Origin of the sequence: Microcoleus sp. MON1_C5, assembly GCF_036701875.1 — a bacterium.
In the GTDB taxonomy this organism is placed as follows: Bacteria; Cyanobacteriota; Cyanobacteriia; order Cyanobacteriales; family Microcoleaceae; genus Microcoleus.
Map to the genome: position 1 here is coordinate 25,267 of NZ_JAUBRN010000029.1, position 26,344 is coordinate 51,610.

General features: G+C 45.1%; 22 protein-coding genes and 1 pseudogene. 18 read left to right on the forward strand and 5 right to left on the reverse strand.

Annotated features, from left to right (window positions below; genetic code table 11):
• Positions 1-309: 309 nt before the first annotated feature.
• Positions 310-1,671 (reverse strand): histidine phosphatase family protein, encoded by a 1,362-nt coding sequence (locus QUA71_RS15760; RefSeq protein WP_333286312.1) that lies wholly within the window; start codon positions 1,669-1,671, stop codon positions 310-312.
• Between the two features lie 322 nt (positions 1,672-1,993).
• On the opposite strand from QUA71_RS15760, the gene QUA71_RS15765 reads away from it, so the two are divergent.
• From QUA71_RS15765 to QUA71_RS15805, 8 genes and pseudogenes are all read left to right on the forward strand, one after another.
• Positions 1,994-3,586: a type II CAAX endopeptidase family protein gene (locus tag QUA71_RS15765; protein ID WP_333286314.1), complete on the forward strand. Its 1,593-nt coding sequence runs from the start codon at positions 1,994-1,996 to the stop codon at positions 3,584-3,586.
• 352 nt (positions 3,587-3,938) lie between these two features.
• Complete coding sequence (locus tag QUA71_RS15770; RefSeq protein ID WP_190658705.1) at positions 3,939-4,151, forward strand: hypothetical protein; 213 nt, start codon at positions 3,939-3,941, stop codon at positions 4,149-4,151.
• Positions 4,152-4,232: 81 nt separating this feature from the next.
• A complete protein-coding gene (locus QUA71_RS15775) occupies positions 4,233-4,580 on the forward strand; it encodes an NINE protein (RefSeq protein ID WP_333217769.1) in 348 nt (115 codons plus the stop codon).
• 233 nt (positions 4,581-4,813) lie between these two features.
• A complete protein-coding gene (locus QUA71_RS15780; protein WP_333286316.1) occupies positions 4,814-5,518 on the forward strand; it encodes a helix-hairpin-helix domain-containing protein in 705 nt (234 codons plus the stop codon).
• Positions 5,519-5,606: 88 nt separating this feature from the next.
• A pseudogene (locus tag QUA71_RS29275) lies at positions 5,607-5,794 on the forward strand (DUF29 family protein); the annotation flags it as partial.
• Positions 5,795-5,889: 95 nt separating this feature from the next.
• On the forward strand, positions 5,890-7,080 hold the full coding sequence (locus QUA71_RS15795) for an RNA-guided endonuclease TnpB family protein (RefSeq protein WP_190738347.1): 1,191 nt from the start codon (positions 5,890-5,892) through the stop codon (positions 7,078-7,080).
• Between the two features lie 407 nt (positions 7,081-7,487).
• A complete protein-coding gene (gene chlG / locus QUA71_RS15800) occupies positions 7,488-8,498 on the forward strand; it encodes a chlorophyll synthase ChlG (RefSeq protein WP_006633316.1) in 1,011 nt (336 codons plus the stop codon).
• A 239-nt stretch (positions 8,499-8,737) separates the two neighbouring features.
• On the forward strand, positions 8,738-11,389 hold the full coding sequence (locus QUA71_RS15805) for a PBP1A family penicillin-binding protein (protein WP_333286321.1): 2,652 nt from the start codon (positions 8,738-8,740) through the stop codon (positions 11,387-11,389).
• Between the two features lie 23 nt (positions 11,390-11,412).
• Here the strand turns inward: QUA71_RS15805 and QUA71_RS15810 are convergent, their stop codons facing one another.
• The 3 genes from QUA71_RS15810 to QUA71_RS15820 form a co-directional block, all read right to left on the reverse strand.
• Positions 11,413-12,762, reverse strand: a complete 1,350-nt coding sequence (locus QUA71_RS15810) for a 16S rRNA (cytosine(967)-C(5))-methyltransferase (protein WP_333286323.1) — start codon at positions 12,760-12,762, stop codon at positions 11,413-11,415.
• 192 nt (positions 12,763-12,954) lie between these two features.
• Complete coding sequence (locus tag QUA71_RS15815; RefSeq protein ID WP_333286325.1) at positions 12,955-13,671, reverse strand: Uma2 family endonuclease; 717 nt, start codon at positions 13,669-13,671, stop codon at positions 12,955-12,957.
• A gap of 167 nt (positions 13,672-13,838) precedes the next feature.
• Positions 13,839-16,790 (reverse strand): tetratricopeptide repeat protein, encoded by a 2,952-nt coding sequence (locus QUA71_RS15820; protein ID WP_333286327.1) that lies wholly within the window; start codon positions 16,788-16,790, stop codon positions 13,839-13,841.
• Between the two features lie 386 nt (positions 16,791-17,176).
• On the opposite strand from QUA71_RS15820, the gene QUA71_RS15825 reads away from it, so the two are divergent.
• Both QUA71_RS15825 and QUA71_RS15830 read left to right on the forward strand, forming a co-directional pair.
• Positions 17,177-17,446 (forward strand): hypothetical protein, encoded by a 270-nt coding sequence (locus QUA71_RS15825; protein ID WP_333286329.1) that lies wholly within the window; start codon positions 17,177-17,179, stop codon positions 17,444-17,446.
• 189 nt (positions 17,447-17,635) lie between these two features.
• Positions 17,636-18,340 carry a hypothetical protein gene (locus tag QUA71_RS15830; protein WP_333286331.1) on the forward strand — a complete coding sequence of 235 codons (705 nt, stop codon included), beginning with the start codon at positions 17,636-17,638 and terminating at the stop codon, positions 18,338-18,340.
• A 453-nt stretch (positions 18,341-18,793) separates the two neighbouring features.
• Here QUA71_RS15830 and QUA71_RS15835 read toward each other — a convergent pair whose 3' ends face one another.
• A complete protein-coding gene (locus QUA71_RS15835; RefSeq protein ID WP_333286333.1) occupies positions 18,794-19,240 on the reverse strand; it encodes an NADAR family protein in 447 nt (148 codons plus the stop codon).
• A gap of 99 nt (positions 19,241-19,339) precedes the next feature.
• Between QUA71_RS15835 and QUA71_RS15840 the strand changes: the two genes are divergently transcribed.
• The 8 genes from QUA71_RS15840 to QUA71_RS15875 all read left to right on the forward strand — a co-directional run bounded on the left by QUA71_RS15840 (position 19,340) and on the right by QUA71_RS15875 (position 26,319).
• Positions 19,340-20,419 carry a dipeptide epimerase gene (locus QUA71_RS15840; RefSeq protein ID WP_333286335.1) on the forward strand — a complete coding sequence of 360 codons (1,080 nt, stop codon included), beginning with the start codon at positions 19,340-19,342 and terminating at the stop codon, positions 20,417-20,419.
• Between the two features lie 158 nt (positions 20,420-20,577).
• Positions 20,578-21,627: a DUF1611 domain-containing protein gene (locus QUA71_RS15845; protein WP_333286337.1), complete on the forward strand. Its 1,050-nt coding sequence runs from the start codon at positions 20,578-20,580 to the stop codon at positions 21,625-21,627.
• A gap of 272 nt (positions 21,628-21,899) precedes the next feature.
• Entirely contained in the window at positions 21,900-22,370 is a 471-nt protein-coding gene (locus QUA71_RS15850; protein ID WP_333286339.1) for a GNAT family N-acetyltransferase, read from the forward strand.
• Positions 22,371-23,303: 933 nt separating this feature from the next.
• Positions 23,304-23,591 carry an NfeD family protein gene (locus QUA71_RS15855; RefSeq protein WP_333076309.1) on the forward strand — a complete coding sequence of 96 codons (288 nt, stop codon included), beginning with the start codon at positions 23,304-23,306 and terminating at the stop codon, positions 23,589-23,591.
• A 112-nt stretch (positions 23,592-23,703) separates the two neighbouring features.
• Positions 23,704-23,991, forward strand: a complete 288-nt coding sequence (locus tag QUA71_RS15860) for an NfeD family protein (protein ID WP_333286341.1) — start codon at positions 23,704-23,706, stop codon at positions 23,989-23,991.
• 112 nt (positions 23,992-24,103) lie between these two features.
• On the forward strand, positions 24,104-24,391 hold the full coding sequence (locus tag QUA71_RS15865; protein ID WP_333286343.1) for an NfeD family protein: 288 nt from the start codon (positions 24,104-24,106) through the stop codon (positions 24,389-24,391).
• Between the two features lie 127 nt (positions 24,392-24,518).
• Positions 24,519-25,397 carry a glycine--tRNA ligase subunit alpha gene (gene glyQ / locus QUA71_RS15870; RefSeq protein WP_333286345.1) on the forward strand — a complete coding sequence of 293 codons (879 nt, stop codon included), beginning with the start codon at positions 24,519-24,521 and terminating at the stop codon, positions 25,395-25,397.
• Positions 25,398-25,551: 154 nt separating this feature from the next.
• Positions 25,552-26,319 carry an ATP-binding cassette domain-containing protein gene (locus QUA71_RS15875; RefSeq protein ID WP_333286347.1) on the forward strand — a complete coding sequence of 256 codons (768 nt, stop codon included), beginning with the start codon at positions 25,552-25,554 and terminating at the stop codon, positions 26,317-26,319.
• Positions 26,320-26,344: the final 25 nt, after the last annotated feature.

Here is a 26,344-nt window from a genome sequence, read left to right on the forward strand (position 1 = left end):
AGAAGGAATAAAAGCAAGGGTTTTAGTAATTAAGAACGTCCTAACCCTCTTGGCAGTTGCTATAAAAATTAAAACATTTTTTAGGCGGGTACTCGTAGCGGTGGGCAGTGGTGTTAACTTAGGCCTAAAAGCTTGGATAAATTTCGCTTTGACACGAGTCTCGATCCCCCTAAATCCCCCTTAAAAAGGGGGACTTTGAGAAGGCTTCTTTTCCCCCCTTAAGAAGGGGGGCTAGGGGGGCTCGAAGGCCTAATCGTCAAACAGCAGACCGGTAATACGTCTACGGGTTCGCGCCCAGCACTTTACTAATTACAGTGCTCCTGCGGCTGTTTGGTCAAAAACGCCGCCGCTCAAATGAGTTGTCACATTCATCGCCTGCAATACCGGCAAACCATCGGGGCCGTGGGGATAATCAATCACGCTAACGGCTCCGTTTCCTTGTTTGAATTTCCAGAAATGTTCGGGTTCCAAACCGAATAGGTGGCAGAGAATTGCTTTGTTAATGGCATCGTGAGCAACGACAATCCCAGTACCAGAAACAGATTGTACTATTTCTCGCCAAGCTGCGATCGCCCGAGTCCAAACGTGCTGCAAATTCTCTCCTTCGGGCATTTGCACTGTTTCAGGAGATGTTTTCCATTCCTGTAGCAAACCCGGATAGGATTCTTCTATTTCCGATTCAAACTTTCCTTCCCAAAGTCCGTGGCTGATTTCTCTTAGCTCATCGCGGAGTTCCAGTTGCAAACCGCCGTGATATTTGAGAATAATTTCTGCAGTTTCTTTCGGGCGCAGCATCGAACTGCTGATCGCAAAATCTAATTTTACATCCTTGAGGAATTCTGCTGCTCGCCTGGATTGTTCGCGGCCGTTATCGTTGAGAGGCACGTCAATCTGCCCCTGAAATTTACCTGCTTTATTCCAGTCGGTTTCGCCGTGACGCACCAGCAACAAGCGCGGGCCTTGGTGTCCGTCCCTCGGTTTGGGGAAAATTTCCCCGGTATGGGAAGTTAAATTCACCGACTCTAATTGAACTGCAACTTTCTTTTTTTGCTCTCCTGCTTCGTCCTTACTCACAGGGGAAGTTCCAAAATTAATGATGCTAATTCCGCAATTTGACTGTTGAATTGATTGGTAGTAATCCGGGGTAATTTCCGACGCGGTGGCGATGAGAGCCCGGTTGATTCCGTTGTGACCTATTACTAGAATTGTGCCGTCTTGGTGGCGCGATAAAAGTTCTTGCCAAAAGTGTCGGGCGTTAGCAAAAATTGCCAATACGGGAAAGTGTTCGATTTCTCCGTCAGCAGATGGCAGTTTCATGGAAAATTTGTCTGGCTGTTTTTGCCACTGCTGATATGCTTCGGGGAATTTGTCGATCGCATCTTGGCGCAGCATTCCTTCCCACAGAGGCAAATCGATTTCCATCAAATTATCAGTTGGCTGGAGTTGTGGCGGATTTGTCAAGCGCGACAGGATGATTTCCGCTGTTTCTTTTGCTCGTTGCAGGGGACTGGTATAGGCGGCATCAAAGGCGATACTGCTGAGTGTGTCGCCTACTTGCAGGGCGGTGTTGCGGCCTGCTTCGGTCAAAATCGATTTATCCAGGCGGCCTTGGATGCGGCGTTCTTGATTGTAGGTACTTTTGCCGTGACGGACTAAGATAATGCGAGTCATTCGATTTTAGATTTTAGATTTTAGATTTTAGATTTAGCCTGCTACCCCGCTGCGGTTGCGCCGTGCGGATATTACCTCATACATCGCGGGTGTTTATGCCGCACTACTCGTGTAGGGTGCGCCATAAGCACCGTTGGGCTAAGGTGTGAACCTTATGTATACATGGCGGAGCGAGGATTTGTGGCGTAAGTCTTGTTGAGGCGAGTCAAAAAGATGAGCCAGTGAAATTTTACCAGTTGTCGGGATACTCTCGTCTGCAACGACCTATGATTAAAGACGGAAAAGATTTAGCCACGGATTCGCGCGGGACGGAAAAGCAGGAATGACACTGAAGCGGGTTATTTTAGGTATTTTAACGGCGATCGCGATCGCCATGGTCGGTTTATCTTTACTTGCTAGTTGGAATCAGCCGCAAATTCAAAGCCGGCTGGAACTCTACCAGACAAATTTGCTGCTGCACGCCTCGGAGTGGCAAGGAGAAAATAATCAGAGTGCTAATTTAAGTTCGGCGCGCAACAATATTGTCGGTGCAGATCCTTTAAATACGGCTTTGACACAATATCGAGAAGCGCGAGACTCGACTCGCAAAACTCTCGAAACAACTCAATCACAATTTAAAGTAATTGAGTCTGCCATCGCCTCCAAGTCGGCTGATAATACTCTGAATTTGGCTCAAAACAAGGCTTTGTCAGAGTCTATCGATCAACAGTCAGTGGTGCTAAACGAACTTGACTTGCGCTTGGGAATTTTGCAGGCAAGCAGTGGCAAAACTGAGGCGGCTCTCCAAACTTGGACAAATTTAGTTGAGCGCTACAAAACTCAAATAGATTACGATTCTTCGGTGGTAACTGCTCAAGTTTTAACTGGAATTTGGAGCAATCCGGCTCAACTGCTGCCGGATGCCGAGCCGCGCATTCAAAAGTCTTTGGATGGCTGGTTTCGCTATCGCGCTCTAGCTCAACTTTACAAGCTGCAAGAACGTTCTAAAGAGCTGGCGGCGCTGGAAGCAGCAGAGCAAGTAACGGCCCAGCAAGCTGTAGAAAAGTTGGCAATTATAGTTGGCGTTCCGGCGATCGCACTTTGTATTGGCACGGTTTTGCTGGTTGGTTTGACCGTGCAGTGGCTGTTGCAGCGGAAGCAGTTAGATACAGCAGGTTCCGGCCCGGTGTTGGCGCGAAATGCGAGCTTGACTTGGGATGTGCCTTGGGACGGCGAGATTGTTTGGCAGGTGCTTGTGGTCGGCTTTTTCTTTGTCGGGCAAATCTTGATTCCCTATTTGTTGCTGCCTGTTTCTCTGGCTGTTTTAAAACTCAATCCTGCTACTTTTGACCCCCGCGGCAAGGCTTTTTATATCTTTGCTACTTATTTGTTGCTGTCGGGTGGGGGGCTTTCGGTACTGTATTTTTCGGTCAAGTCTTTTTTGCCTTTGCCGGAAAGTTGGTTTCGGATTAATTGGCGGGGAAGTTGGTTTTTGTGGGGTTTTGGCGGCTATTTTGTTGCTTTGCCTTTGGTAGTTTTGGTGTCGCTGATCAATCAGCAATTTTGGCAGGGACAAGGTGGCAGTAATCCGATTTTGCCGATCGTTCTTGAAGGTAGGGACAACGTGGCTTTGGCGGTGTTTTTCGGCACTGCTGCGATCGCCGCTCCGGTTTTTGAGGAAATCGTGTTTCGAGGCTTTCTGCTGCCTTCTCTAACTCGCTATTTGCCTGTTTGGGGGGCGATCGCAGCTTCTGCTTTCTTGTTTGCGGTGGCTCACTTGAGTGTCTCTGAGATTCTGCCTTTGGCGACTTTGGGTGCGGTTTTGGGGTTTGTGTATACGCGATCGCGCAATCTCCTTGCTCCTATGCTTCTCCACAGTCTGTGGAACAGCGGTACTCTCCTGAGTCTGTTTCTTTTGGGCGGCGGCGCGAGTTAATTCGGGTGGTTGTTAATAATTGTGAATTAATCGAGTTTTTTTGAGAGCGATCGTCAGGGCGATCGACTCTTGCCAAAAACAGCACTAGGGTGTTCGGTGCGCCCCTTATATCTAGCCCGGTAAAATAACCCGAATTCCTATAGGGGCGGGTTCACCCTAATCTGTAATATCAGCAACAGATCCAGATCTGCCCGCCCGGGCCCCTCACTTTAGCGGAAAAATAGGGTTTAACATGGAAGTAATATCTTGTCGGCTGATGATTGAGAAACTGATCCGGGCGATCGCACCAAACGGAAGTTGACAATCCGGCTGATTTATAGCTAAATTTTAATTTAGGATGAGGCTTAAACCCATGAGCAATTTGAACAGCCGCAAGTTAGAGGGAACGCCGAGTTGGATGCGTTTCGCACCCTACGCAGCCTTAGGTCTTTTAATATTTTCTTTCAATTCAGGCAGCGAACTCAATTATTTCTTGAGAGGCTACTTGGTGATTCTACAGGCTCAAGTCGGTATAGTTCTGCTGTATTTTGCGATGTCTAAGTTTCGCAAAAACCCAAATAAATGAGTAAAAATTAGTAAGATTACTTATGTCGATCGTTAAACGTCGAGCGCGAAAGTTAAAATAAAAAAAATGGGGAAAGTAAAAATGGTAAAAGATAAAAGCGTAGCAGTTGTGTTAGCTTTCTTTGTTGGAGGTTTCGGAGTTCACAAATTTTATTTGGGCAATAACTTAGCAGGGGTATTATACTTGCTATTTTCTTGGACATTAATTCCGTCAGTGATCGCATTTTTCGATTTTATCGGCCTGCTGCTGATGTCGGAACAAGCTTTTCAGGTACAGTACAATGGCGGAAGCTTGCCGTCTGGGTATGCCCTCAGAGCGGCAAAAGATGTTACTGGGGCGATCGGCGAATTGAAAAAACTTTACGATATGGGCGCAATTACGGCCGAAGAATATGAAGAAAAACGCCAAAAACTGTTGCGAGAATTGTAATTAAGAAGGAAGAAGGAAGAAGGAAGAAGGAAGAAGGAAGAAGGAAGTTCGGCAACGGATTATGTAACGGATGTAACGGATGTAACGGATGGAAGGAAGTTCGGCAACGGATTATGTAACGGATGTAACGGATGTAACGGATGGAAGGAAGAAGGAAGAAGAAAGCCCACTATTAAAAAAGTGGGAGTGACATAAGAAAGTGTGAGAACACAACTATTTAAGGATAAAATAAAGTGTCTCAAGATTTATACTGGCTGCGTCAAACTCCAAATTGGGTGTGGTATGCTTTTATTCCCTACTTCGGCGGATTGGCGATCGCCTATGCAGGCCAAAAGTCAAATATTCGTAGTTGGATGGGATGGGGTGTTGCAATTACTTTAGCAGCACTAGCGGTATCTTCTTCAACTAATTTGGGTACGATCGTGTGGATTGCTCAAATTGTTACTGCTTTTAGTTTGAAAAAGCGCTATCTTATCAAAACCGCACCCAGAGGCATACTGGTTCCTGCAAATGCGACGAATGCCGAAGAACTAGCAAACGTGCGCGGCAAAATAGATATTAACGAGTGTACAAAAGACGATATGGTCAGAATCTTGGGTTTGCCGATCGTCTACGCCAACGATATTGAATCTTTGCAAAACGAAGGCTACATTTTTACCCACGCCGAAGAGTTATCAGAAATAGCCGGAGTTCCCGAAAGCCACGTCAGACGCATCGCCCCGATGATTTGCTTCAGCTACAATTATCAAAAAGAATTGCAGTTTACTTGGAAACGGTTAAACATTCTTTCGCCGGAAGAGTTGATCGCCAGCGGTTTAGATCGGACTGTGGCGGAAAAAATAGTTAGAGAAAGGCAGAGAAAAGGCGCTTACAAATCCGTTGTCGAAGTCAAGCGGCGGACAGGACTGCCTTTTGATTCCTATCGCCATATTTGTTAATTTGCAGTTGTTAGTACGAACAGCTTATGACAACAAAATTAGAAGTTGACCGAGAAGAAGTGTATGATACAGATTACCTCCGATGGGCGGTAGTTGGAAAGGCAGCATTGTCGAATATCGCAGACGCATTCGCAAAGCTTTGAAAGATTCCCCCACTCTCAAACCTATCTTGAAGAGGTGTTGGCTGAATGCTATGCGGATGCAGCAGAACAAGCAACTGCTGAAACTGGATTGCTTGTAGAGACGTTTCCGAAATTATCAAAAAACTGGGTTTAAAACCCCGTCCTTCTAGGACGACTTTTATGTAAACTTTTGTTGTACCACCTCTTACTTTGTGCCAGATGATGTAGCATAAGGTGCGAGGTAAAACAATGCTAGTCTTCGAGTTCAAAGCTTACGGAAAATCAAGCCAGTTCACGGCAGTAGACGAAGCAATTCGCACTGCCCAGTTTGTTCGCAATAGTTGTTTACGCTATTGGATCGACAACAAAAAAGTGAACAAGTACGATTTGAACAAATACTGTGCGGTATTGGCAGCATCGTTTCCGTTTGCTGATGAACTCAATTCGCAAGCTAGGCAAGCTAGCGCCGAACGTGCTTGGTCTGCTATCTCCCGATTCTACGACAACTGTAAAAAAGGAACTCCCGGCAAAAAAGGGTATCCAAAATTCCAAAAAGACTGTCGTTCTGTCGAGTATAAATCGACTGGCTGGAAACTTGCCGACGACAGGAAATCGATTAACTTTAGCGACAAAAAAGGAATTGGCAAGCTCAAGCTAAAAGGTACACGCGATCTGCACTTCTACCAAATCAACCAAATTAAACGGGTTCGATTAGTAAAACGTGCAGACGGTGTATACGTCCAATTCTGTATCGATGTCGATAGAAAGGAAAACACGGAACCCTCTGGCAATACCATCGGACTAGACGTTGGGTTAAAAGAATATTACACCGATTCAAACGGAGTTACGGTGGAAAATCCTAGATTCCTGAGAAAAGGTGAAAAAGTTCTCAAGCGTTGTCAGCGTCGCGTATCCAGAAAAACTAAAGGTTCCAAAAATAGAGGCAAAGCTAGACAGATTTTAGGTAAGCAGCATCTCAAAATAAGTAGACAACGCAAAGATCATGCAATAAAACTTGCACGGTGCGTAGTTCAGTCAAGCGACTTGATAGCCTACGAAGATTTGAGAATCAAGAATATGGTGCAAAATCATTGCTTAGCTAAGTCTATTAACGACGCATCTTGGTATCAGTTCCGCATCTGGCTTGAATATTTTGGAAAAGTATTTGAGCGGGTAACGGTTGCGGTAAATCCGCAATATACCAGCCAAGAATGCTCTAACTGCGGAGAAGTTGTTAAGAAAACGCTGTCCACAAGAACGCACGTCTGCAAGTGCGGGTGTACCTTGGAGAGAGATTTCAATGCAGCCAAAAACATCCTAAGTCGAGGATTGGGTACGGTAGGGCATACCGGAACCTTTGCACTTGATGCAAGTAACGCTTTGGGAGAATCAATCTCTACTTTGGCTGGAGAAATCCTGTCTCAGCAAATTGACTCGTAGATCAAAGAATCTCTGTGGCTTTAGCCCGGAGAGTGTCAAGTATCTACACTTCTGTCGAGGTTGTAGATTCTGATTTTCTGCCAGATTTTCTGCCAGATGAGATGATTCAAGGGTAGTATGGCAAAAAACTCGATCGCCTCCTGGTAATTGACATTAAATGCACGGGCTGGCAAAAATCTCCCCCAGAAGGCGGGCTCAGCGAAATTATAAAAAAAGTATTTATCCTCTTGACATTTACACAAAAAAATGATAATTCAGTATATTGTGAAACTCCTACTTTTCCCTAGCATCAACTCCAAGCCCGGGTAAGTTTTCAAGAATCTACCTTAAATATCAGTGGTAAGCTATCTGAATTATTATTGAAATGCAAAACGACACAATAGTAGCAGTACCGCTAACATCAAATTATGTCTGACTCTCCTCCATCCCAAATCTCCCCAGAAGCTGCACCGGAAAGTGCTGCTACCGAAAACCGCAGTGCCAAAACTAGGCAACTGTTGGGCATGAAAGGGGCCGCTAGCGGAGAAACTTCTATCTGGAAGATTCGCTTGCAATTGATGAAACCGATTACCTGGATTCCCTTAATTTGGGGCGTGGTGTGCGGGGCTGCGTCTTCTGGAAACTATGTTTGGAACCTAGAGAATTTCTTGATCGCAGCAGCTTGTATGTTGATGTCAGGGCCGTTGCTGGCCGGGTACACTCAAACTTTGAACGATTTTTACGATCGCGACATCGACGCCATTAACGAGCCCTACCGTCCAATTCCCTCCGGTATCATCTCGATTCCCCAAGTAGTAACGCAAATTTTGGTATTATTAGCCGCTGGGATTGGGGTGGCTTATGCTCTAGACTTGTGGGCGGGTCATGAATTCCCGATAATGACTGTTTTGACTCTCGGCGGCGCATTTCTAGCTTATATCTACTCTGCGCCCCCGCTGAAACTCAAGCAGAATGGCTGGTTGGGAAATTATGCCCTGGGTGCTAGTTACATTGCCCTGCCTTGGTGGGCGGGTCAAGCTTTGTTTGGTACACTAGATCCCACAATTATGATTTTGACCCTGTTTTACAGTTTGGCAGGGCTGGGAATTGCGATCGTCAATGATTTCAAAAGTGTCGAAGGCGATCGGCAATTAGGGTTAAAATCTTTGCCAGTGATGTTTGGCATCAGCACAGCAGCTTGGATTTGCGTGTTAATGATCGACATCTTTCAAGCTGGGATTGCAGGCTACCTGATCAGCATCCACCAAAACCTTTACGCTGTCATTCTGCTGCTGCTGATAATTCCCCAAATTACTTTTCAGGATATGTACTTTTTGCGTAATCCCCTGGAAAATGATGTTAAATATCAGGCAAGTGCTCAGCCTTTCCTGGTTTTGGGTATGCTGGTAGCAGCCTTGGCACTGGGTCATGCGAGTTAAGCAGAGTTTTGAGGTTTGAGTTAAAAAATTTTGAATTCAAAAAATCTAATTCACTTCTCAAAAAAATACCAATCTCTGCAGCGTTAAGAAAAGTTTTGAATTTTGAATTGTGAATTAAAAACTTTTTAATTCAAAAAATCTAATTCAAGGCAGCGTGTTATTCAAGAAAAAATGTCGAATTAAAAATTAAGAATTTAAAAAGGCTAGCTTTTTTAATTTTTAATTTTTAATCGGACTTGATGAGGTTTGAAGGTCTGAACGTGGCAGAATTTTTCTCAAATATCAAAGATACATTGAGCAAAGTCACTAACGCAATAAGCGGTAATTCCGATCGAGAACCGCCGAAGGCTGCGAAGGGTAATAAGCTCAACTCGCCGGAATCGGAGGCGGAATTTTCTACACGGACAAGGGATGAGCGAGCGGAGTATGTGGTATCAGAAGATGCTGCACCTCTAGAAGAGTCAGAATATTTAGACTCAGAATATTTGGAGTCAGAATATTCTGACTCAGAATATTTAGAGCCAGAATACGCTCGATATCCAATAGTCAAGCGCGATTGGGAAGGGTTGAAGCGCTTAATCGCTTGGTTGGAAATTGAACCTCAAGTTACTAGCTTGCAAACCAAGGGAAAAGAATTGCTGCAGCCGGGATTAAGTTTGGGGGGAACTAAATCACCCCAAAAATCCGATCGTAGCAAATTGCCGGAAAAGAGGGCATCGCAGAACACCGAACTGCAGAAACATACGGAACTACAGGAAATTAGCGCACCGCAGGAAATTAGCGCACCGCAGGAAATTAGCACACCGCAGGAAAATAGGGCACCGCAGGAAAATACTAAAAAACGGATCTCCCGCCGCCCTAGATTTTGGATAAGTTTAGGTGTTGTCAGTATAGGCGGGGGCGCTTTAATCTACGGTTTATGGATTTTGTACGCCTTAGACAAAGGTTTGCCGGATGTTAACGATTTGTCAGCCTTTAACCGCGACGGAACGCTGACAATTAAGGCAGCAGATAATACGATTTTGTTGCAGTCGGGGCCTGCAACCAGAGATAAACTGAAACTTAAAGAAATTCCCGAACAGTTGGTTAAAGCTTTTATTGCCATAGAAGACCGCCGTTTTTACAAACATCGCGGGGTGGATTATCAAGGTATTGTGCGCTCCATTGTTTCTAATTTGATAGAAAGAGATGTAGTGCAGGGTGGCAGTACAATTACGCAACAATTGGCTCGCGTTGTTTTTCTTAATCAGGAAAGAAGTATTAGGCGGAAAGTCCGGGAAGCTCTTTTAGCTCAGAAAATAGAGCGAGAGTTGAGTAAAGACCAAGTTTTAGAACGGTATTTAAATCTGGTTTATTTGGGTTCGGATGCTTACGGGGTGGCAGATGCGGCTTGGGTTTTCTTTAGCAAAACAGTCGATAAATTAACTTTGGCAGAGATGGCAACTTTGGCGGGTTTGCCGCCTGCACCGAGCGAATATTCGCCTTTGGTTAATCCGGATATTGCTAAGAAACGCCGCAATCTTGTGCTGCAACAAATGCAGGAAGCGAAGGTAATTACAGAGGCTGAGGCGAAGCAGGCGATGGCGCAACCTATTGCGGTTAAACCAAGTGCGCCGAAGCGATTTAAAGTAGTCGCGCCTTATTTTGCTAGTTACATTCGGAAGGAATTGCCGCGCTATGTTTCTCAGGATGCTTTGGAAGCTGGCGGCTTGACTGTTGAGACGACGGTGGATTTGAAGTGGCAGAAAATAGCGGAACAGGTTGTTAAAAATGCGATCGAAGTTGATGGCAGCCGTCAGGGTTTTGAACAGGCCGCTTTAGTTTCTATGGACACTAAGACTGGGGAAGTTAAAGCCCTGGTAGGAGGTGGAAATTTTAAGGAAAGTCAATTTAATCGCGCTACGCAGGCTTTGCGGCAGCCAGGATCGACGTTTAAAGGGTTGGTTTATGCCGCGGCGATGGCGGCTGGTTTTTCTCCCTATGACGGTTACGAAGACGAACCAATTATTATCGACGGCTATCAACCGAATAATTATGGCAAAAAATTTAGCGGTTGGCGATCGATGTCTGATGCTTTGACGCGTTCGGTGAATGTCGTAGCTGTGAAGGTGTTGATGGATGTGGGCTTTGAACCGGCGATCAAATTAGCCCACGATATGGGAATTAAGTCGAAATTGAGTCCGATTTATTCGCTGGCTTTGGGTTCTTCGGAGGTGAATTTGCTGGAGTTAACCAATGCTTACGGTACTTTAGCCTCGCAAGGGAATTTTATTGAAGCCCACGGAATTAAGCGCGTGATTAATCAGCGGGGAGATGTGATTTATCAGGCTAATTTTAAACCGAAGCGGGTTTTGGATAAGGATAGTGCTGCGATTACTACTTGGATGTTGGAGGGCGTTGTGCAAGACGGTACGGGGGGGCCTGCTGCTTTAAACGATCGCGCTGTAGCAGGCAAAACTGGTACTTCGGAAAACGTGCGGGATTTGTGGTTTATTGGTTACATTCCGCAGGTGGTGACTGGCGTTTGGTTGGGGAATGATGACAATTATCCCACCTGGGGAACTAGCGGTACGGCGGCTTACAATTGGCGCGATTTTATGAGTCAAGCTGTTAAGGGAATGCCGGTTGAGAAGTTTCCGAAGTTGCCGGAGTTGGAGGGCCGCAAAGGCAGTATTAAGGCAAAACCGGTGGAGCCTAAGAGGATTATTCGGGGGATGATTGTGAATGAGGATGGTGCGATCGTACCTTACAATCCTAATCCTGAACCGAAGTATTACCCACCGCAAGAGCCTGCTTATCAAGAGCCTGCTTATCAAGAACCTGCTTATCAAGAGCCTGCTTATCAAGAGCCTGCTTATGAAGAACCTGCTTATCAAGAACCGGGATATTAAGCTATCGGTTTGGAGTAAGGAGTTTACTGATTTTTCAAGTGCTTTAGCCTCACCATAAAAAAGCCGTCCATGTGATGTCTGTGGGGCCAAACTTTCACCCATCCTTCGGGTGATGGCTGTACGGGTAAATCAATTGTTGGCAGTTCTATTTGCCAGTGAGGATTGCTGTCTAAGAACGATCGAATAACTGTTTCATTTTCCAAGGGATGAATCGTGCAAGTTGCATAAACTAATACGCCGCCGGGCTTGACAAATGTCGCTGCATTTGCTAACAATTCCGATTGCAGTTGAGATTGTTGTTGAATGTTTTCGGGCGTGTGATGCCAGCGGGCGTCGGCGCGGCGGTGGAGGGTTCCGAGGCCAGAACAAGGTGCGTCTAGTAAAACTCTGTCTGCAAGGTTAACAAACTCTGGGAAATGGCGGCTGTCTCCGGTATGAATTTTAATGGATTTCATCTGGAGTCTGTCTGCATTTTCTTTAAGTTTTTTGAGTCTGCTGGCGGTTTTGTCGCAGGCATAAATTGTGCCTTCATCCTGCATTAATTCGGCGCTGTGGGTGGTTTTTCCCCCCGGCGCGGCGCAGGCGTCGATGATAGTTTCCCCTGGCTGGGGCCCTAGTAAATGGGTGACTAATTGAGCGCTGCTGTCTTGGATTGTCCACCAACCTTCGCTGTATCCGGGGAGGTTTTGAATAGCGCCGATGCTGCCATTTAGTCTTAAAGCTTGGGGCAAGTTGGGGATTCTGCTAGTTGAGATGTTGTGGGCTTTGAAGGCACCTTCGATTTGGGCGATCGAGCTTTTTAAAGGATTGATTCTCAGGTGGATTGTGGGAGATTGGTTGAACCATTCACAGAGTTGTTCGGTTTCGGTTTCGCCTATTTGTTCGATCCACAATTTCACCAGCCATTCGGGGAAACTGTGGATAATTCCTAGGCGTTCAACGGTTGATTTATAATTAGTAACTGTTAATGGGTTTAAGTTGTTATCTGTTAAACGGATGTATTGGCGCAACAAACCGTTGACAAAACTGCTGAGTCCTGAAAATCCGTTTTCTTTGGCTAGTTGAACGGTGGTGTTGACGGCGGCGGAGGGGGGAATCTGGTTGAGATATTCGAGTTGATATAAGCCTAAATGTAGGATGGTGCGAAGTTCGGGTGGTTGTTGGGAGGATTTCTTTGTGGCTAGTTTGTCGATGATGAAGTCGATCGATCGCATTCTCCTGACGCTACCGTAAACTAATTCTGTCACTAAACGCCGATCGAGGTCGTTGAGTTGAGAATTGCCGAAAGCGCGATCGAGTGCGGCATCTGCGAATGCACCGCGGCGGTGGACTTCGCGGAGTGCGAGAAATGCTATTTGGCGGGGATTTTGCATGGGGAATTGTTGATATGTCAAGTTATTATAGGTTGTTTGAGGATTGAAAATAAAAAATAGAAATCACGGCGATTGAAATCGCATCTATACAAACAAAGATAAGACGGCGATTGAAATCGCGCCTATACAAACGATATCCGCCTCTGCAGACGGAAGAAAATAACCCGGTTTTAACCGCCCGGTCTTTTTTGTTCAAATTTCGTCGGGATTGATGCCCATTTCTCGCAATTTCTCGGAAAGGCGATCGGCTTTTTGCTGTGCTAACTCTTTATCTTGCCGTTCTTGTTCCATTTGTTGCTGTGTTAGTTCCATTTGTCGCTGTGCTGATTCCTGTTGTCTTGACAACTCCACATAAGACAAAAACTTCTGTCCATCAGGCCGATAAATTTCCAAGTCTCCCGATGCAGTTTGAAAACGGATCTGCAAACGCGGACTCACCCAACCATCCATTAATTCAATATAGTTGAGTTTTCCATCAGAACGCAGCCAACCAATTAATTCATTATCCTCTGGACTGTAGACATAATATTCTTCGACTCCATAATCCTGGTAGAAATTAAACAGCTTAAACAGTGCTCCGATTCGATTTCCAGGCGAGAGGATTTCAAAGACAACTTGCGGGGCGATATTATCTTCAAGCCACTGTTGGTAGGAACCTCTGTAACCTTTCGGCCTGCCAAACACTACCATCGTATCAGGTGCTTGGCGAGTTTTGTTATCGCCTTCGGCGGGATACCACAGCAAATCACCTGCTACAAAGACATTTTCGTTGTCTTTGTATAAGGCATCTATTCCGCCTTGAATGGTGACAATTAGTTCAAACTGTTTGGTATTGTCAGACATGGGTTTTCCGTCGCTGTCTGGGTAGATGATTTCTGCTGAGGTTTTAGTGGGAATTGTTGCGGTCATGGGGATGAGTCCTTTGCTAGTATCATCAATTTCTATTTTATATCTATTTTATAGGACTTACGCATGGGGTCCAAAAACCTGTTTTTTTTACGAAAATACTTCGATCGTACTCGAAGATTAGGTAAAAAACCCGGTTTCTTTGTCGGAGTGCGTAAGTCCTGTTTTACTTATTCTGGTTTTGTTGACACCAATGGTTCTAATAAATTGCGTTCTTCTATGGCAAGTTCTAGCAAAACTCGTCTGTCGCCCTTGGTTTCCTTATAGCGGACTGCCGCATTCAGCAGGCGGATGGGAATTTTGAATTCATCGTACTTGCTGGTTAGTTCTTGCCACAATTCTAACCAAGTGCGTGCGGCTTTGTCGCTTACCATTTCTGACATTAGCGCGGGGATGTTTCGCACAATTCCCTGTCCTAAGACTGAGAGATATTCGTGTTTTTCGTAAACTGCAATTAGGCTGGTGATACGAGTTTGAGTTATCGTTCGAGCGTGGGCGATCGCGAATAGGTTTTTGATAATTAACTTAGCATCATCTGCCTCAGCTTCATCGCCTGGTTCTAGGCGGTGGAATGCGTCGTCTAAGGCGGCGATGCCTTCATCCCAGCGATTCAATCCGAGAATGGCAATGGCACGGTTGAAAAAGACAGATGAATGTTGAGAACCCAGTTCGATCACTTTGTCGCAAGATATTAAAGCTTCTTCATAGCGGCCGAGATTATCCAGCGTCCAGCCTCGGCTAAACCAAGCCCACTCATAATTGCTGTCAAGTTCGATCGCCCGATCGTAAGATACTAAGGCTTCTTCATAGCGTTTGAGGTCGTCGAGTACATGACCTCGCTGAACCCAATCCCACTTATCATTGGGGTCAAGTTTGATCGCCTGATCGTAAGATACTAAGGCTTCTTCATAGCGTTTGAGGTTGTTGAGTACATAGCTTCGCCACCTCCAAGCAGACTGATTATTGGCATCAAGTTCGATCGCCCGATCGTAAGATACTAAGGCTTCTTCATAACGTTTGAGTGTGTCGAGTAAAAGACCTCGAAGAAACCAAACCAACTGATTATTGGCATCAAGTTCGATCGCCCGATCGTAAGATACTAAGGCTTCTTCATAGCGTTCGAGGTTGTTGAGTACATCCCCTCGGTTAACCCAAGCCCACGGCTCATTCTCGTCAAGTTCGATCGCCCAATCGTAAGATTCTAAGGCTTCTTCATAGCGTTCGAGGTTGTTGAGTACATCACCTCGCATACGCCAAGCCCACTGATAATTGGTATCTAGTTCGATCGCCCGATCAAAGGATTCTAAAGCTTCTTCATAGCGTTTGAGGTTGTCGAGTACATCGCCTCTGCTAGCCCAATCCCACGGATCATTGTCGTCAAGTTCGATCGCCATATCAAAGGATTCTAAGGCTTCTTCATAGTGTTTGAGGTTGTGGAGTAGATAACCTCGCTTAGCCCAATGCCACGGATCATACTCGTCAAGTTCGATCGCCATATCGTAAGATTCTAAGGCTTCATCATAGCGTTTAAGACTTTCGAGTACATCGCCTCGATTCGCCCAAGCCCTCGCATACTTGGACTCAATTTCAATAGCTTTTTCTAAACATTCCAAAGCTTCATCGTAGCGTTCCAGGCTATTTAAACAGCGTCCCTTTTCTACCCAATCCTTTGCCTCGCCGCGACTTGCTACCAATTTTTCCGCATATTCTAAAGCCGAAACATAGTCTTTCTGTTCAATACAATTTTCAATTTCATCAAAATAAGCCTTCAGACGCGGGTCTTCCTCATTTCTCTCAATAGCCTCCAGCGCCCGCGTATAATATTCTCGTTCCATCACAGCATCAGGTGGAATCGGTTTCAAACCTTGCCTATACATAAAATGACTTTCTTTCTCCGCCCAATCAACATCCGCCATCCTCAATCCCAATCGCTGCTGCAACTCTTGCCGCGTATACCAAACCCGGATAAAATCGACAATTAATCGAATCGGTTCATTTCGCTGCTTCTTTACCTCCAGACAAAAGCGCATCAATGGTTCCCGCAATTCATACCACGATTCCCGTCCTATTTCCTCTGTTTTGACATAACCCTTATCTCGCAAATCTTTAAGTTGGCTAGATACAGTTCGCTGCTCAATAAAACAGCGTTTAGCAATTTGTTTTACTGGTGCGGCACCACCTCGATCGCACAAAAAATCAACAATCTTTCGCTGCTGATTTGATAGATATTTCATCCGATCCTGATAGTAGGGCGTGAGGCTATCCAGCATTTCCATGAACGGTTCTACCAATTTATCGAGCGATTCAGGAGTCATCAGAAAAGCCGAAAAAACAATGTAGACGCGAGGACTGCCACCAGAAAGGTAATGCACAACTTTAATGCGATCGCGCCCTGTTGGACTTTGAATAAAATATGCTAAATCAGTATTTCCTTCTAACTTGGCAATATGATTTAATAAAGCTACAGCATCATCCAGCTTAAACTCATCTAATTCATGTAAATCAAAAAAATCATAAAAAGGATTATTAGAGAGCTTGACTCCATCAAACAAGCTTTGTGATGTTGCCAAAATTGTCAAGAATGAATAATTTTGAATATACGCCCTCAACTGCTTCTGCCCGAAATCCCCCAAGCCGCTAAACACGTCCTCTAAATTTTCGACAATCAACAACAGCACCCGCTTGCCAACAAAGTCTCTCAGCAATTCAGCGGCCTTAAATTCAGCTTGCTCCGGCGACAAATCATAAAGCTTTTCAACATCATCATGTAACTGAGCTTCATATTCTGGCTTATATTCTTTAGCAAGTGCCCGGAATATTCCCCGCAATAAATCCAAAAAAGACGCAATCCCCCATTCCTCTTCCTGCAGCCACGCAATTAGCAATTTATCCCGCAAATCTTCCATGTTGTATACGCGGTGATAAATCAGGGAAACCAAGTGCGTTTTGCCAATGCCGCGCGGCCCTATTAGTAGTTGAAAATGCTTGTTATCTGTTAGGGCGCTCACCCGAATTAGCTCTACTAAACGTTCTGCCAGTGCGTGACGCTGTACTAAGATAGCTTCCAGGGTTTCTGGGGTCATCAAGCTAGGAGTAAATCGAGAGATAAATGTATTTTTCATAATATCTATTGGGTTTAACTGGTTCCCCGGCTGTGCCTGGGAACCTATATCTAGAGGCTCTGCCTCGTCGGTTGCAGAGGAAAACAGGAGGCAGAGCCTCCGGATCAGCGTCCCCAGGCAGAGCCGGGAAGGAGAAAATGCTTGTTATACAAGGCTTTTAGAACTTATAAGTCTAATTTACCATAGGTTTAAAAAAAGATACGTCAAGTTTGGTGTATATCCTTGTATATTTTGCAAAGCAGTGTTAGACTGCCTTTAACAAGCAAACAAGCGCCCCTAGGTGGTACTAGAGACGCTCTCAATTGCTTATCAGTTTTCGGGAGCCACTGGCTGCAACCAGTAGGACTCTCATGTTGTTTATGGTCTATATAGACCGAGGATTTGTCATGACTAATTATAACAGCGAACAGCTCAATTTGTTCACCCAGCCGATCGCAGTTTCGGTGGAAATTGGCTGCAATGTTGAACGTGCCGCCGAATTAGTACAACGCTCAAAAAGCTCAATCTACGATCGGCTAAGAAAAAATAAACCCTATCTGCGGCAGGTTCCCACAGGTACGTGGCAAATTTACTCTACAGGCCAAAAAGATGGCTCAATTCTTGTGAATGTTGCCTTCATTTATTCTCCAAAAGATAAGAATTGGAGACTTGCTTGAACTCAAACCTCAAGGCTGCGTTAGTTTAAGTTTAACGCAGCCTTCAGCCTCGTCGGTTGCTGAGGAAAACAGCAAGCAGAGCCTCCAAATCTACGTCCCCAGGCTGAGCCGGGGAACAAGAAAAAATCTGAAAAATATTCCTTAAGACTTGTTACAATACACAAAACTTCATACTTTCCCCAACACTGGATGACCTTTTTCAACGCCTCCGAACCCCTAATCCGCTGCAAACAGGAACATCTCGACGTACAAGACCGCGAAGGCCTGTTGCAACTCCGCTGGCAAATTGGAAATATTACTCTTTTCTCAGGATTTTATACTCGCATCGACCAAACTTTTCTGCTTTGGGGTTTGGTGACAGCGGGGATTTTTTTTACGGCTCAGTTTTTCCCTATCAGTTGGAGCTTTCAGGCGATTCTGTGGTCAACTTTGACTTTAGTTGGCACTGCGGCAATGGCCGTTTTGACTTTGTTTTGGGTAAGAGTCGAGCGAGTTAGCTGGATTCTTTACTCTTGGGCGATTTTGATGATAACTGGTTTGGTTCTGACCGATTGCAGTATTTTTGCCGGTTGGGGAGGTGTGTTGCTGCACCTTTGCGATTTGTGGTTGGGCTTGAGCGCGATCGGCTATTTGTTGACGGGACTCGGTTTGCGATCGCGCACTTTTCTCCTGATTGGACTAACTCATTTATTTAGCATCCCTCTATTAACTTTTGTTGCACCTTGGCAATATCTAACCACAGGAATAATTATGACTGGCTGTTTGTTGTTATTGTCCGAATTGCAGTGGGATATGCGATCGCCGATCGACAATACTTTGCTAAGCGCAGAACAGAAAGAATTTAACAGAATTCAACAGCAACTGCGACAGAGTGGCGCGATTGTATCGGAATAAATCGCAAATGTAAAGAATTCTGTACAATAGCTAACACTTTCCATAAATCGTACACAATAGAAAGATACAGCATCAATAAAAAACCAACTTTAACCAGAACAGGAGTTTTGCTATTTGACCTGTGAATCGCCAACCTAAGGAGAACGGTGTCCGGGAGGCGACTGGCGAACAAATGCTGTACTTGCGACGATAAAAGTTAATTCGGGTTGACAGTAGTGGTTGAAATCAAAATGTGGTGCAGGGTTTTTACCGTTTCCCCTGCTTTGCAGTCTTCTAAGAGAGGCTAAACCCTCTACCAGAACAGCCTGAGGAGATTGGCACAAAATTCGACAGTTGGTCAGGCGGATTTTTGAGTCAGCGTGTTTAATAAAATTGGGAAAATGCTCGCTTAGAGCTTTGCAGGACTTACTATTAAATAAGTCCTGCTTTATGATGGGAAATTTAAATTATCTTTTACTCTGACGTGCCTTTTCGCAATATCTCCCTTACTTCCATTAAAATCTGTCCCAACATATTTTTGCCGCTGCCATCTTTACCGCAACCCCAATAGTAATCACTAGGAGAATTTTCGACTATTTCCTCATCACCAGTAGCGAGTAAAATTTCTCTAATTTCCGGATGAGTGTCAAATTTGCGGAGGACGGCTTTTCTCATGATATCATCTTTTACTTCTTCCCAATCTTTGCGGAGGGGACGAGAGCGATCGCGCCCCATTATCGCCGCTTCTTTCGGCGTTTTTAGCAGACGAATTTGTTTAACATGAGGCGTAGTCGCAAATTTTTGCGATTGAAAGTAATGCTCCGTAGTTGACCAGTATTCTCCATCTAACTCGAAGCCGTGGTCAGAAAAATTAGAGAAACATCCGTAGTCGCCGCGAGTGGTGTAAAAGCCAATCGTCATCACCCGAAATTACCTTTTATAGCTTGGATAAATTTAAAGTAAACTTGATAGAAAGCTAATCCAATTATACAATAATAATGAAAAAACGGAACACTAATTATGCAAATTCACATTCAAACCTTCACTCTTAACAAACGATTTGCCCTGACCATCAGCCGCGGTACAACAGCCCAAAGTACCAATTTATGGGTAAAATTAGCACACGAAGGAATCGAAGGCTGGGGAGAAGCATCGCCCTTTTCCACAGGTTCTCGGCCCCAAACTACCGAAATGCTGTTAACTGCTTTGCAGGAAGTTGCACCGCTGCTAGAAAAGTTTACTCCCTTCGATCGCCAAAAAATCGAACAAGTATTAACAGAGGTCAACTTACCCTCAGCCGCCCGCGCCGGCATAGACATGGCAATGCACGACTGGCTGGGCAAAAAAGCAGGCTTGCCGCTGTGGAAAATGTGGGGATTAGATCGATCGGGCATCGTCCCCACCTCCGTCACAATCGGCATTAATTCCCCGTCTGGTGCAAGAGAAAGAGTGCGCGATTGGTTTGGTAAAGATGCCACAGATCCAGCAAGCATCAAATACCGCGCCGTCAAGGTCAAATTAGGCAATCCCGCAGGAATCGAAGCCGACAAAGCTATGTTAATAGCAGTGCTTGACGAAGCACCAGCTAACCTTAAAATTAGTGTTGATGCTAACGGCGGTTGGAGTTTAAAAGATGCTGCCGAGATGTGTCACTGGCTAGAAAAGTATAAGATAAATTATGTCGAACAGCCGCTTTCACCCCTCGCAGATATGGAGGAATTCTCAGAACTGTACCGTCAATCGCCCCTGCCAATTTTTGCTGATGAAAGTTGCTTTAATAGTTCTGATATACCCAAGTTAGCGCACTGCGTCCACGGCATCAATATCAAAATGATGAAGTCAGGCGGATTGACCGAAGCAATGCGGATGATTCACACCGCAAAAGCCTGCAATTTGCAAGTAATGTTCGGCTGCTATTCAGATAGCGCGATCGCAAATACAGCAGCAGCACAACTTTCACCGCTAGCTGACTATTTGGATTTGGACAGTCACTTAAATTTATTAGACGATCCTTTCACGGGTGCGAGCGTCGAAAATGGGTGTTTGCTGCCAAACGGGCGATCGGGATTGGGAGTGCGGCGAGTTGAGATTGGAGAATAGAAGTAAGTAGGTTGGTGCAAATAAACTTTACCATGTAACCGAATATCAAGCTATCATAAACTTTGCGATTGCTTTCCTTCTCCTTCCGAAAGCTAAAGTTTCACTCACTGCCTCCAGGGTTTATATACTTTCAACATTCATCTACTTACAGTGAACCCATGACTAAAAACTATCCCATCAAAAATGGCCAAGTTGCTATATTGTTCCACGAGGGTATTCTCGGCCGTTCCGGCAAAACAGGTTTAGCCTTTTTGCGCTACAGCGAAGCACAAATTGTAGCAGTAATAGACCGCCAATGTGCCGGACAATCTTTACCTGAATTAACTGGCATTCCTCAACAGGTACCGATAGTTGCTTCCGTTGCAGAAGCCTTGCAATTGGGGCCGGATATTCTGCTAATTGGTATCGCTCCTTCCGGCGGTGGTTTGCCTGCGGAATGGCTGCCAGAAATTAATCAAGCGGTAGCAGCAGGTTTGTCAGTTGTCAACGGTTTGCACGCGAAACTTGCACCTTTGATAACAGTTCCTTTAACCGAAAATCAATGGATTTGGGACGTGCGTCAGGAACCGAAATCTGTGGGTGCGATCGCCTCTGCTGCTGCTGCTAAATTAAGTTGTCGCCGCGTGTTAACTGTCGGCACCGATATGAGCATTGGCAAAATGTCAACCAGTCTGGAACTCAATCGCACTTGCTTGCGGCGGGGTTTGCGTTCCAAATTTTTGGCAACCGGACAAACGGGTTTAATGATCGGAAATGAAGGCATTCCTTTGGATGCAGTGCGAGTTGATTTCGCGGCTGGTGCTGTCGAACAAATGGTGATTAAATTGGGTTCTGAATGCGATATTCTGCACGTAGAAGGGCAAGGTTCGTTATTGCATCCGGGTTCGACGGCGACTCTGCCGCTGTTGCGGGGTTCGCAGCCAACTCACTTAATTTTAGCGCACCGAGCCGGACAAACTAGCATTCGCAATCACCCGCACGTATCGATTCCTAAGTTATCAAAAGTGGTCGAATTGTACGAAATGTTAGCTGCTGCTGCGGGTGCTTTTTCAGGGGGAAAAGTGAGCGCGATCGCCCTCAACACTCATCACTTAAATGAGGCAGATGCGCTGTTAGCAATAGCTGAAGTTCAAGCAGAAACGGGATTGCCTTGTACCGATGCGGTAAGGTTTGGCGCGGAGGTGTTGTTGGAGGCGATCGACAGTTAATGTTACAATTTTATTGGCTTGGTGAATGAGATTTTTTTGATTGACCGCAGAGGACGCAGAGAAAGAGAAGGTAAGAGAGAGAGAATAGAAAGTTTTAATTTTTTTTTTGAAGCGTTAGATGCGAGTACGGCGTATGCACTCCACCGCTAAAAAAACTCAGTTTCTAGGCATGGGAGTGCGTAATTCGTGTTTAAGAAACCGGGTTTTTGCATCCATGACTGGGTATAATAAATAGTCACGAATCGCTGGTTGAGTTTAAAAGTACAATACAAATGAGTGATAATTCTTGTTCATTACCGTCTGAATGCGCCATCCGCCCGGCATCAGCTCAAGACATCAAATCAATTAGAATGTTAGTTTGGAGCGCCCGACTCGATCCAACTCAGTTGCGCTGGGAGCAATTCTGGGTCATCGAATGCGGTGGGGAATTGGCAGCTTGCGGGCAGTTGCGGAACTTTACTGGCGCGCAAGAATTAGGCAGTTTGGTGGTGGCGAAAGATTGGCGCGATCGAGGTTTGGGAAGCTACCTCACAAAATATTTAATTCAACAAGCTACAGAACCGCTATATTTAGAATGTTTGGGAAAGCGGCTCGCATCATTTTATACTCGCTTTGGCTTCGTAGAAGTTTCCGTACAAGAATTGCCGCAGTCGCTTAAATTCAAGTTCGGTTTGTCTCAATTAGCTAAAACTTTATTCAGAATTCCTGTAACAATTATGCAGTATCCAGCAGGTTGTCTATAATTATGACTTTTATGAATTTAAGATTCTGAATTTATGAATGGATTTTAAGTTCGACCTGTTCAATAATTGAATAACAGGGTGCGATCGAGCTGCATCGATCCAAAACTCCTACCGCCTCCTGATATCTGCGTCAATCTCGATCGCCTATTTTCTATGTCTAAAGAGGTAGGTACAAATCAACATCGCATAGGGAGGGCGGGTGAGAGGCGAAGTTTACTTGCTTATATCATAGATGCGCTTACGGGCCCCTAATGGCGCACAGGGTGTCAGAAACCGGGTTTTTAGGGGTTTGGTGCGTAAGTCACGGACTAGATATGTATGGATATTCCGGATTGGGCGATCGAGACGGCGTAAGTTCATAGTTCACTGTTCGCGGTAGTCCAGTTGGCTAAATTGGCACAGCTACAAGCCTGAGCGTTAGGCCCAAACCGTTGCAAAATCGTTGTTTGTAGGTTGGCGAGTGTCATGTGCCAGTACCAGACTCGGAAAGTGGACTGGCGATCGCACCAAAGATATTCGACTCCTGGCAAATTAGTAAATGTAAAGCAAGTGAGTCACAACCCAATCAAAAAATTCAACCCAAAAATTCAACCCAAAAATAAAACATTTTCACAGCAGCAGTAATGCGGAATCAGTCAATCTCTAATGTAGCTAACAACATCTACCCTTGAGGCAAATCCCACCCACTGCTCAACCATGAAATCCTTAATTCAATACCTCGGAATTACTGGATTTATACTACCCCCAACCGCTTCTCAAATCCCCTCAAAATTTCCAAAATTCTTTGCTTTTTATCCTGATAAAACCACGGAAGGCAAGAACAATGAAATATCAAGGCAATCAATCAATCTCAACCGAGGAAATGCAGCCTCTCAAATAGCATAAACAGACAATTACACATCCATATATTTTAACACCACAGGAGTAAATATCATGTTCAACGTAGTAAAAGCTTTCGGATCGATTTTCTCCACCCAAGGATACAGCGGCGCTAACAATATGCTCATCAAAAATTACGTCAACACCAATTTCCACTACTTCAACGAAGAAGCAGTAGTCGATGAATCGATTTACCCGAATCAAACAGGTCGCGTCCGCTTTCAAGGTAGCTGGTGGCCCGCACGTTGCGATCGCCAAATCACCCTAACACCAGGAGACACGGTTTATGTCATCGGCGTTGACAACATCACTCTGTTAGTTTCCCTCGCTCCTGCAGACTAAATCAGAGCATGAGCGACCTGGTAATCAATCTCAACCAGGAAATGCTATTTTTCAAAGAGCATAAATAGGCGATAAAACTTCGATATATATTAACACAAAAGGAGTCAACAAAATGTTTAACGTAATAAAAGCTTTCGGTTCTATTTTTTCTACTCACACCTATAGCACAGAAAAGAATCTCTTAATGGATAACTACATCAACACCAATTTCCACTACTTCAACGAAGAAGCAGTAGTTGATGAATCGATTTACCCGAATCAAACAGGTCGCGTCCGCTTCCAAGGTAGCTGGTGGCCCGCACGGTGCGATGGCCAAATCACACTCACACCGGGAGACACGGTTTATGTCATCGGCGTTGACAACATCACTCTGTTAGTTTCCCTCGCTCCCGCAGACTAAATCAGAGCATGAGCGACCTAGTAATCAATTTCAACCAGGAAATGCTACTTTTCAAAGAGCATAAATAGGCGATAAAACTTCGATATATATTAACACAAAAGGAGTCAACAAAATGTTTAACGTAGTAAAAGCTTTCGGTTCTATTTTTTCTACTCACACCTACAGCACACAAAACAATCTCTTAATGGATAACTACATCAACACCAATTTTAACTACTTCAACGAAGAAGCAGTCGTTGATGAATCGATTTACCCGAATCAAACAGGTCGCGTCCGCTTCCAAGGTAGCTGGTGGCCTGCACGGTGCGATGGCCAAATCACCCTCACACCGGGAGACACCGTTTATGTCATCGGCGTTGACAACATCACTCTGTTAGTTTCCCTCGCTCCCGCAAACTAAATCAGAACTCGATCCAAACTGTCTAACTTTTCACACCCCGATCTGATTTCGGCAGGGTTTATTTCAATAGACCCTGCCTTTAGTATGCTTAAATAAGTTGAGACACATACTAACCATATTTAAACCAGTGAACTTTCAATCAGTCATTGCCACCTTAAACAAATTCTGGAGCGATCGAGGATGCCTGATCGCCCAATCCTACGACACAGAAAAAGGTGCAGGAACCATGAATCCTCACACCTTTCTCAGAGCAATTGGCCCCGAACCTTGGTCTGTCGCCTACATCGAACCCTGTCGCCGCCCCACCGACGGACGCTACGGCGAAAATCCCAACCGTTTCCAACATTACTATCAATATCAAGTTTTAATTAAACCCTCTCCTCCCAACATTCAAGACATCTATTTAGACTCCCTCAGAGCATTAGGAATTAGCCCTGAAGACCACGACATTCGCTTCGTAGAAGACAACTGGGAATCGCCTACCCTCGGAGCTTGGGGCGTCGGCTGGGAAGTCTGGCTCGACGGCATGGAAATTACCCAATTTACCTACTTTCAACAGTGCGGTAGCATTGACTGTCGCCCCGTCTCCATTGAAATTACCTACGGACTAGAACGCCTCGCAATGTATCTCCAAGAAGTCGATGCGATGACAAAAATTCAGTGGAAAGATGGCATCACTTACGGCGACGTTCACCTGCAAGGAGAAATAGAACAGTGTACTTATAACTTTGAAGCTTCCAATCCAGAATTGCTGTTTACTCTATTTGGATTGTACGAGCAAGAAGCAGAACAATTGACAAAAAAAGGATTGGTTTTGCCGAGTCTTGATTATGTGTTAAAATGTTCTCACACTTTCAATTTACTCGATGCTAGAGGTGTGATTTCGGTAACGGAAAGAACGCGCTACATCACAAAAATTCGCAACTTGGCGCGGCGAGTTGCTCAGCTTTATTTAGAACAGCGCGACAAGCTGGGTTTTCCTTTAGAAAAAGCTGTAAAAGTTTGAGTTGGAGTTGCTGGGGCGGGCATTTTGCCTGCCTTAAGAACGGGCAAGATGCCCGTTCCACAAAGAGTGAGTTAAATTGGGGAGTGGGCATATTGCCTCCCTCAAGAACGGGCAAGATGCCAGTTCCACGAAAGCCATATTTTTTATTAATTAAATGCCTAATTATTCGGAAAATAATACAGAAACACATCCTCAACTGCGAATTGATAATGTTAGTTTGAAAACACCGATCGCCTCAAGTCATTTGTTGGAAAATATATCATTTCAGGTAAACAAGGGATCTCGCGTGGCAATAGTTGGCCCTTCAGGTGCGGGGAAAACAACGCTGTTGCGGTTGCTAAATCGGCTCAGCAGTCCCACCAGCGGCTCGATTTATCTGGAAAATACAGAATATCGCCAAATACCTGCGATCGAACTCCGCAAACAAATCACCCTCATCCTGCAAGAATCGAAGCTTTTGGGAATGTCGGTGCGAGAAGCATTGGCTTATCCTTTGAAGCTGCGGGGCGTGACTTCATCAAACATTGCAGAGAGAATTAGCGGGGCGATCGAACAACTGCACATACCCCAAGAATGGCTCAATCGCACCGAATTGCAGCTTTCCACAGGCCAAAAACAGCTTGTGGCGATCGCCCGCGGCATCATCCTGCAACCAAAAATCTTGCTTTTAGACGAGCCCACATCCGCCCTAGACGCAGGAAAAGCCGCCCACCTTTTGCAAGTATTGACACAGCTAACAAACGGCCAAACCACAATTGTAATGGTCAACCATCAATTAGAATTAGCCGAGCAATTTAGCACGCGAATTCTGCATTTACAGCGCGGAAAGCTGATCGAAGATTTGCCCTCTCATCAAATAAATTGGGTGCAACTGCGGCAAAATTTAATCCAAGCAGAAGCAGAAGCCCAACAAGAATGGTGAACCAGCTAAAAAATATTTTCTGCGA

Excerpts from the sequence above, each read along its gene's own strand:
- QUA71_RS15860 (WP_333286341.1), top strand. The coding sequence starts at position 23,704 with ATGTTTAACGTAATAAAAGCTTTCGGTTCTATTTTTTCTACTCACACC.
- chlG (WP_006633316.1), top strand. The coding sequence starts at position 7,488 with ATGTCTGACTCTCCTCCATCCCAAATCTCCCCAGAAGCTGCACCGGAA.
- QUA71_RS15845 (WP_333286337.1), top strand. The coding sequence starts at position 20,578 with ATGACTAAAAACTATCCCATCAAAAATGGCCAAGTTGCTATATTGTTC.
- QUA71_RS15855 (WP_333076309.1), top strand. The coding sequence starts at position 23,304 with ATGTTCAACGTAGTAAAAGCTTTCGGATCGATTTTCTCCACCCAAGGA.
- QUA71_RS15865 (WP_333286343.1), top strand. The coding sequence starts at position 24,104 with ATGTTTAACGTAGTAAAAGCTTTCGGTTCTATTTTTTCTACTCACACC.
- QUA71_RS15765 (WP_333286314.1), top strand. The coding sequence starts at position 1,994 with ATGACACTGAAGCGGGTTATTTTAGGTATTTTAACGGCGATCGCGATC.
- QUA71_RS15795 (WP_190738347.1), top strand. The coding sequence starts at position 5,890 with ATGCTAGTCTTCGAGTTCAAAGCTTACGGAAAATCAAGCCAGTTCACG.
- QUA71_RS15840 (WP_333286335.1), top strand. The coding sequence starts at position 19,340 with ATGCAAATTCACATTCAAACCTTCACTCTTAACAAACGATTTGCCCTG.
- QUA71_RS15805 (WP_333286321.1), top strand. The coding sequence starts at position 8,738 with ATGAGGTTTGAAGGTCTGAACGTGGCAGAATTTTTCTCAAATATCAAA.
- QUA71_RS15850 (WP_333286339.1), top strand. The coding sequence starts at position 21,900 with ATGAGTGATAATTCTTGTTCATTACCGTCTGAATGCGCCATCCGCCCG.
- QUA71_RS15820 (WP_333286327.1), bottom strand. The coding sequence starts at position 16,790 with ATGAAAAATACATTTATCTCTCGATTTACTCCTAGCTTGATGACCCCA.
- QUA71_RS15810 (WP_333286323.1), bottom strand. The coding sequence starts at position 12,762 with ATGCAAAATCCCCGCCAAATAGCATTTCTCGCACTCCGCGAAGTCCAC.
- QUA71_RS15815 (WP_333286325.1), bottom strand. The coding sequence starts at position 13,671 with ATGACCGCAACAATTCCCACTAAAACCTCAGCAGAAATCATCTACCCA.
- QUA71_RS15875 (WP_333286347.1), top strand. The coding sequence starts at position 25,552 with ATGCCTAATTATTCGGAAAATAATACAGAAACACATCCTCAACTGCGA.
- QUA71_RS15770 (WP_190658705.1), top strand. The coding sequence starts at position 3,939 with ATGAGCAATTTGAACAGCCGCAAGTTAGAGGGAACGCCGAGTTGGATG.
- QUA71_RS15825 (WP_333286329.1), top strand. The coding sequence starts at position 17,177 with ATGACTAATTATAACAGCGAACAGCTCAATTTGTTCACCCAGCCGATC.
- QUA71_RS15835 (WP_333286333.1), bottom strand. The coding sequence starts at position 19,240 with ATGACGATTGGCTTTTACACCACTCGCGGCGACTACGGATGTTTCTCT.
- QUA71_RS15775 (WP_333217769.1), top strand. The coding sequence starts at position 4,233 with ATGGTAAAAGATAAAAGCGTAGCAGTTGTGTTAGCTTTCTTTGTTGGA.
- QUA71_RS15830 (WP_333286331.1), top strand. The coding sequence starts at position 17,636 with ATGACCTTTTTCAACGCCTCCGAACCCCTAATCCGCTGCAAACAGGAA.
- QUA71_RS15760 (WP_333286312.1), bottom strand. The coding sequence starts at position 1,671 with ATGACTCGCATTATCTTAGTCCGTCACGGCAAAAGTACCTACAATCAA.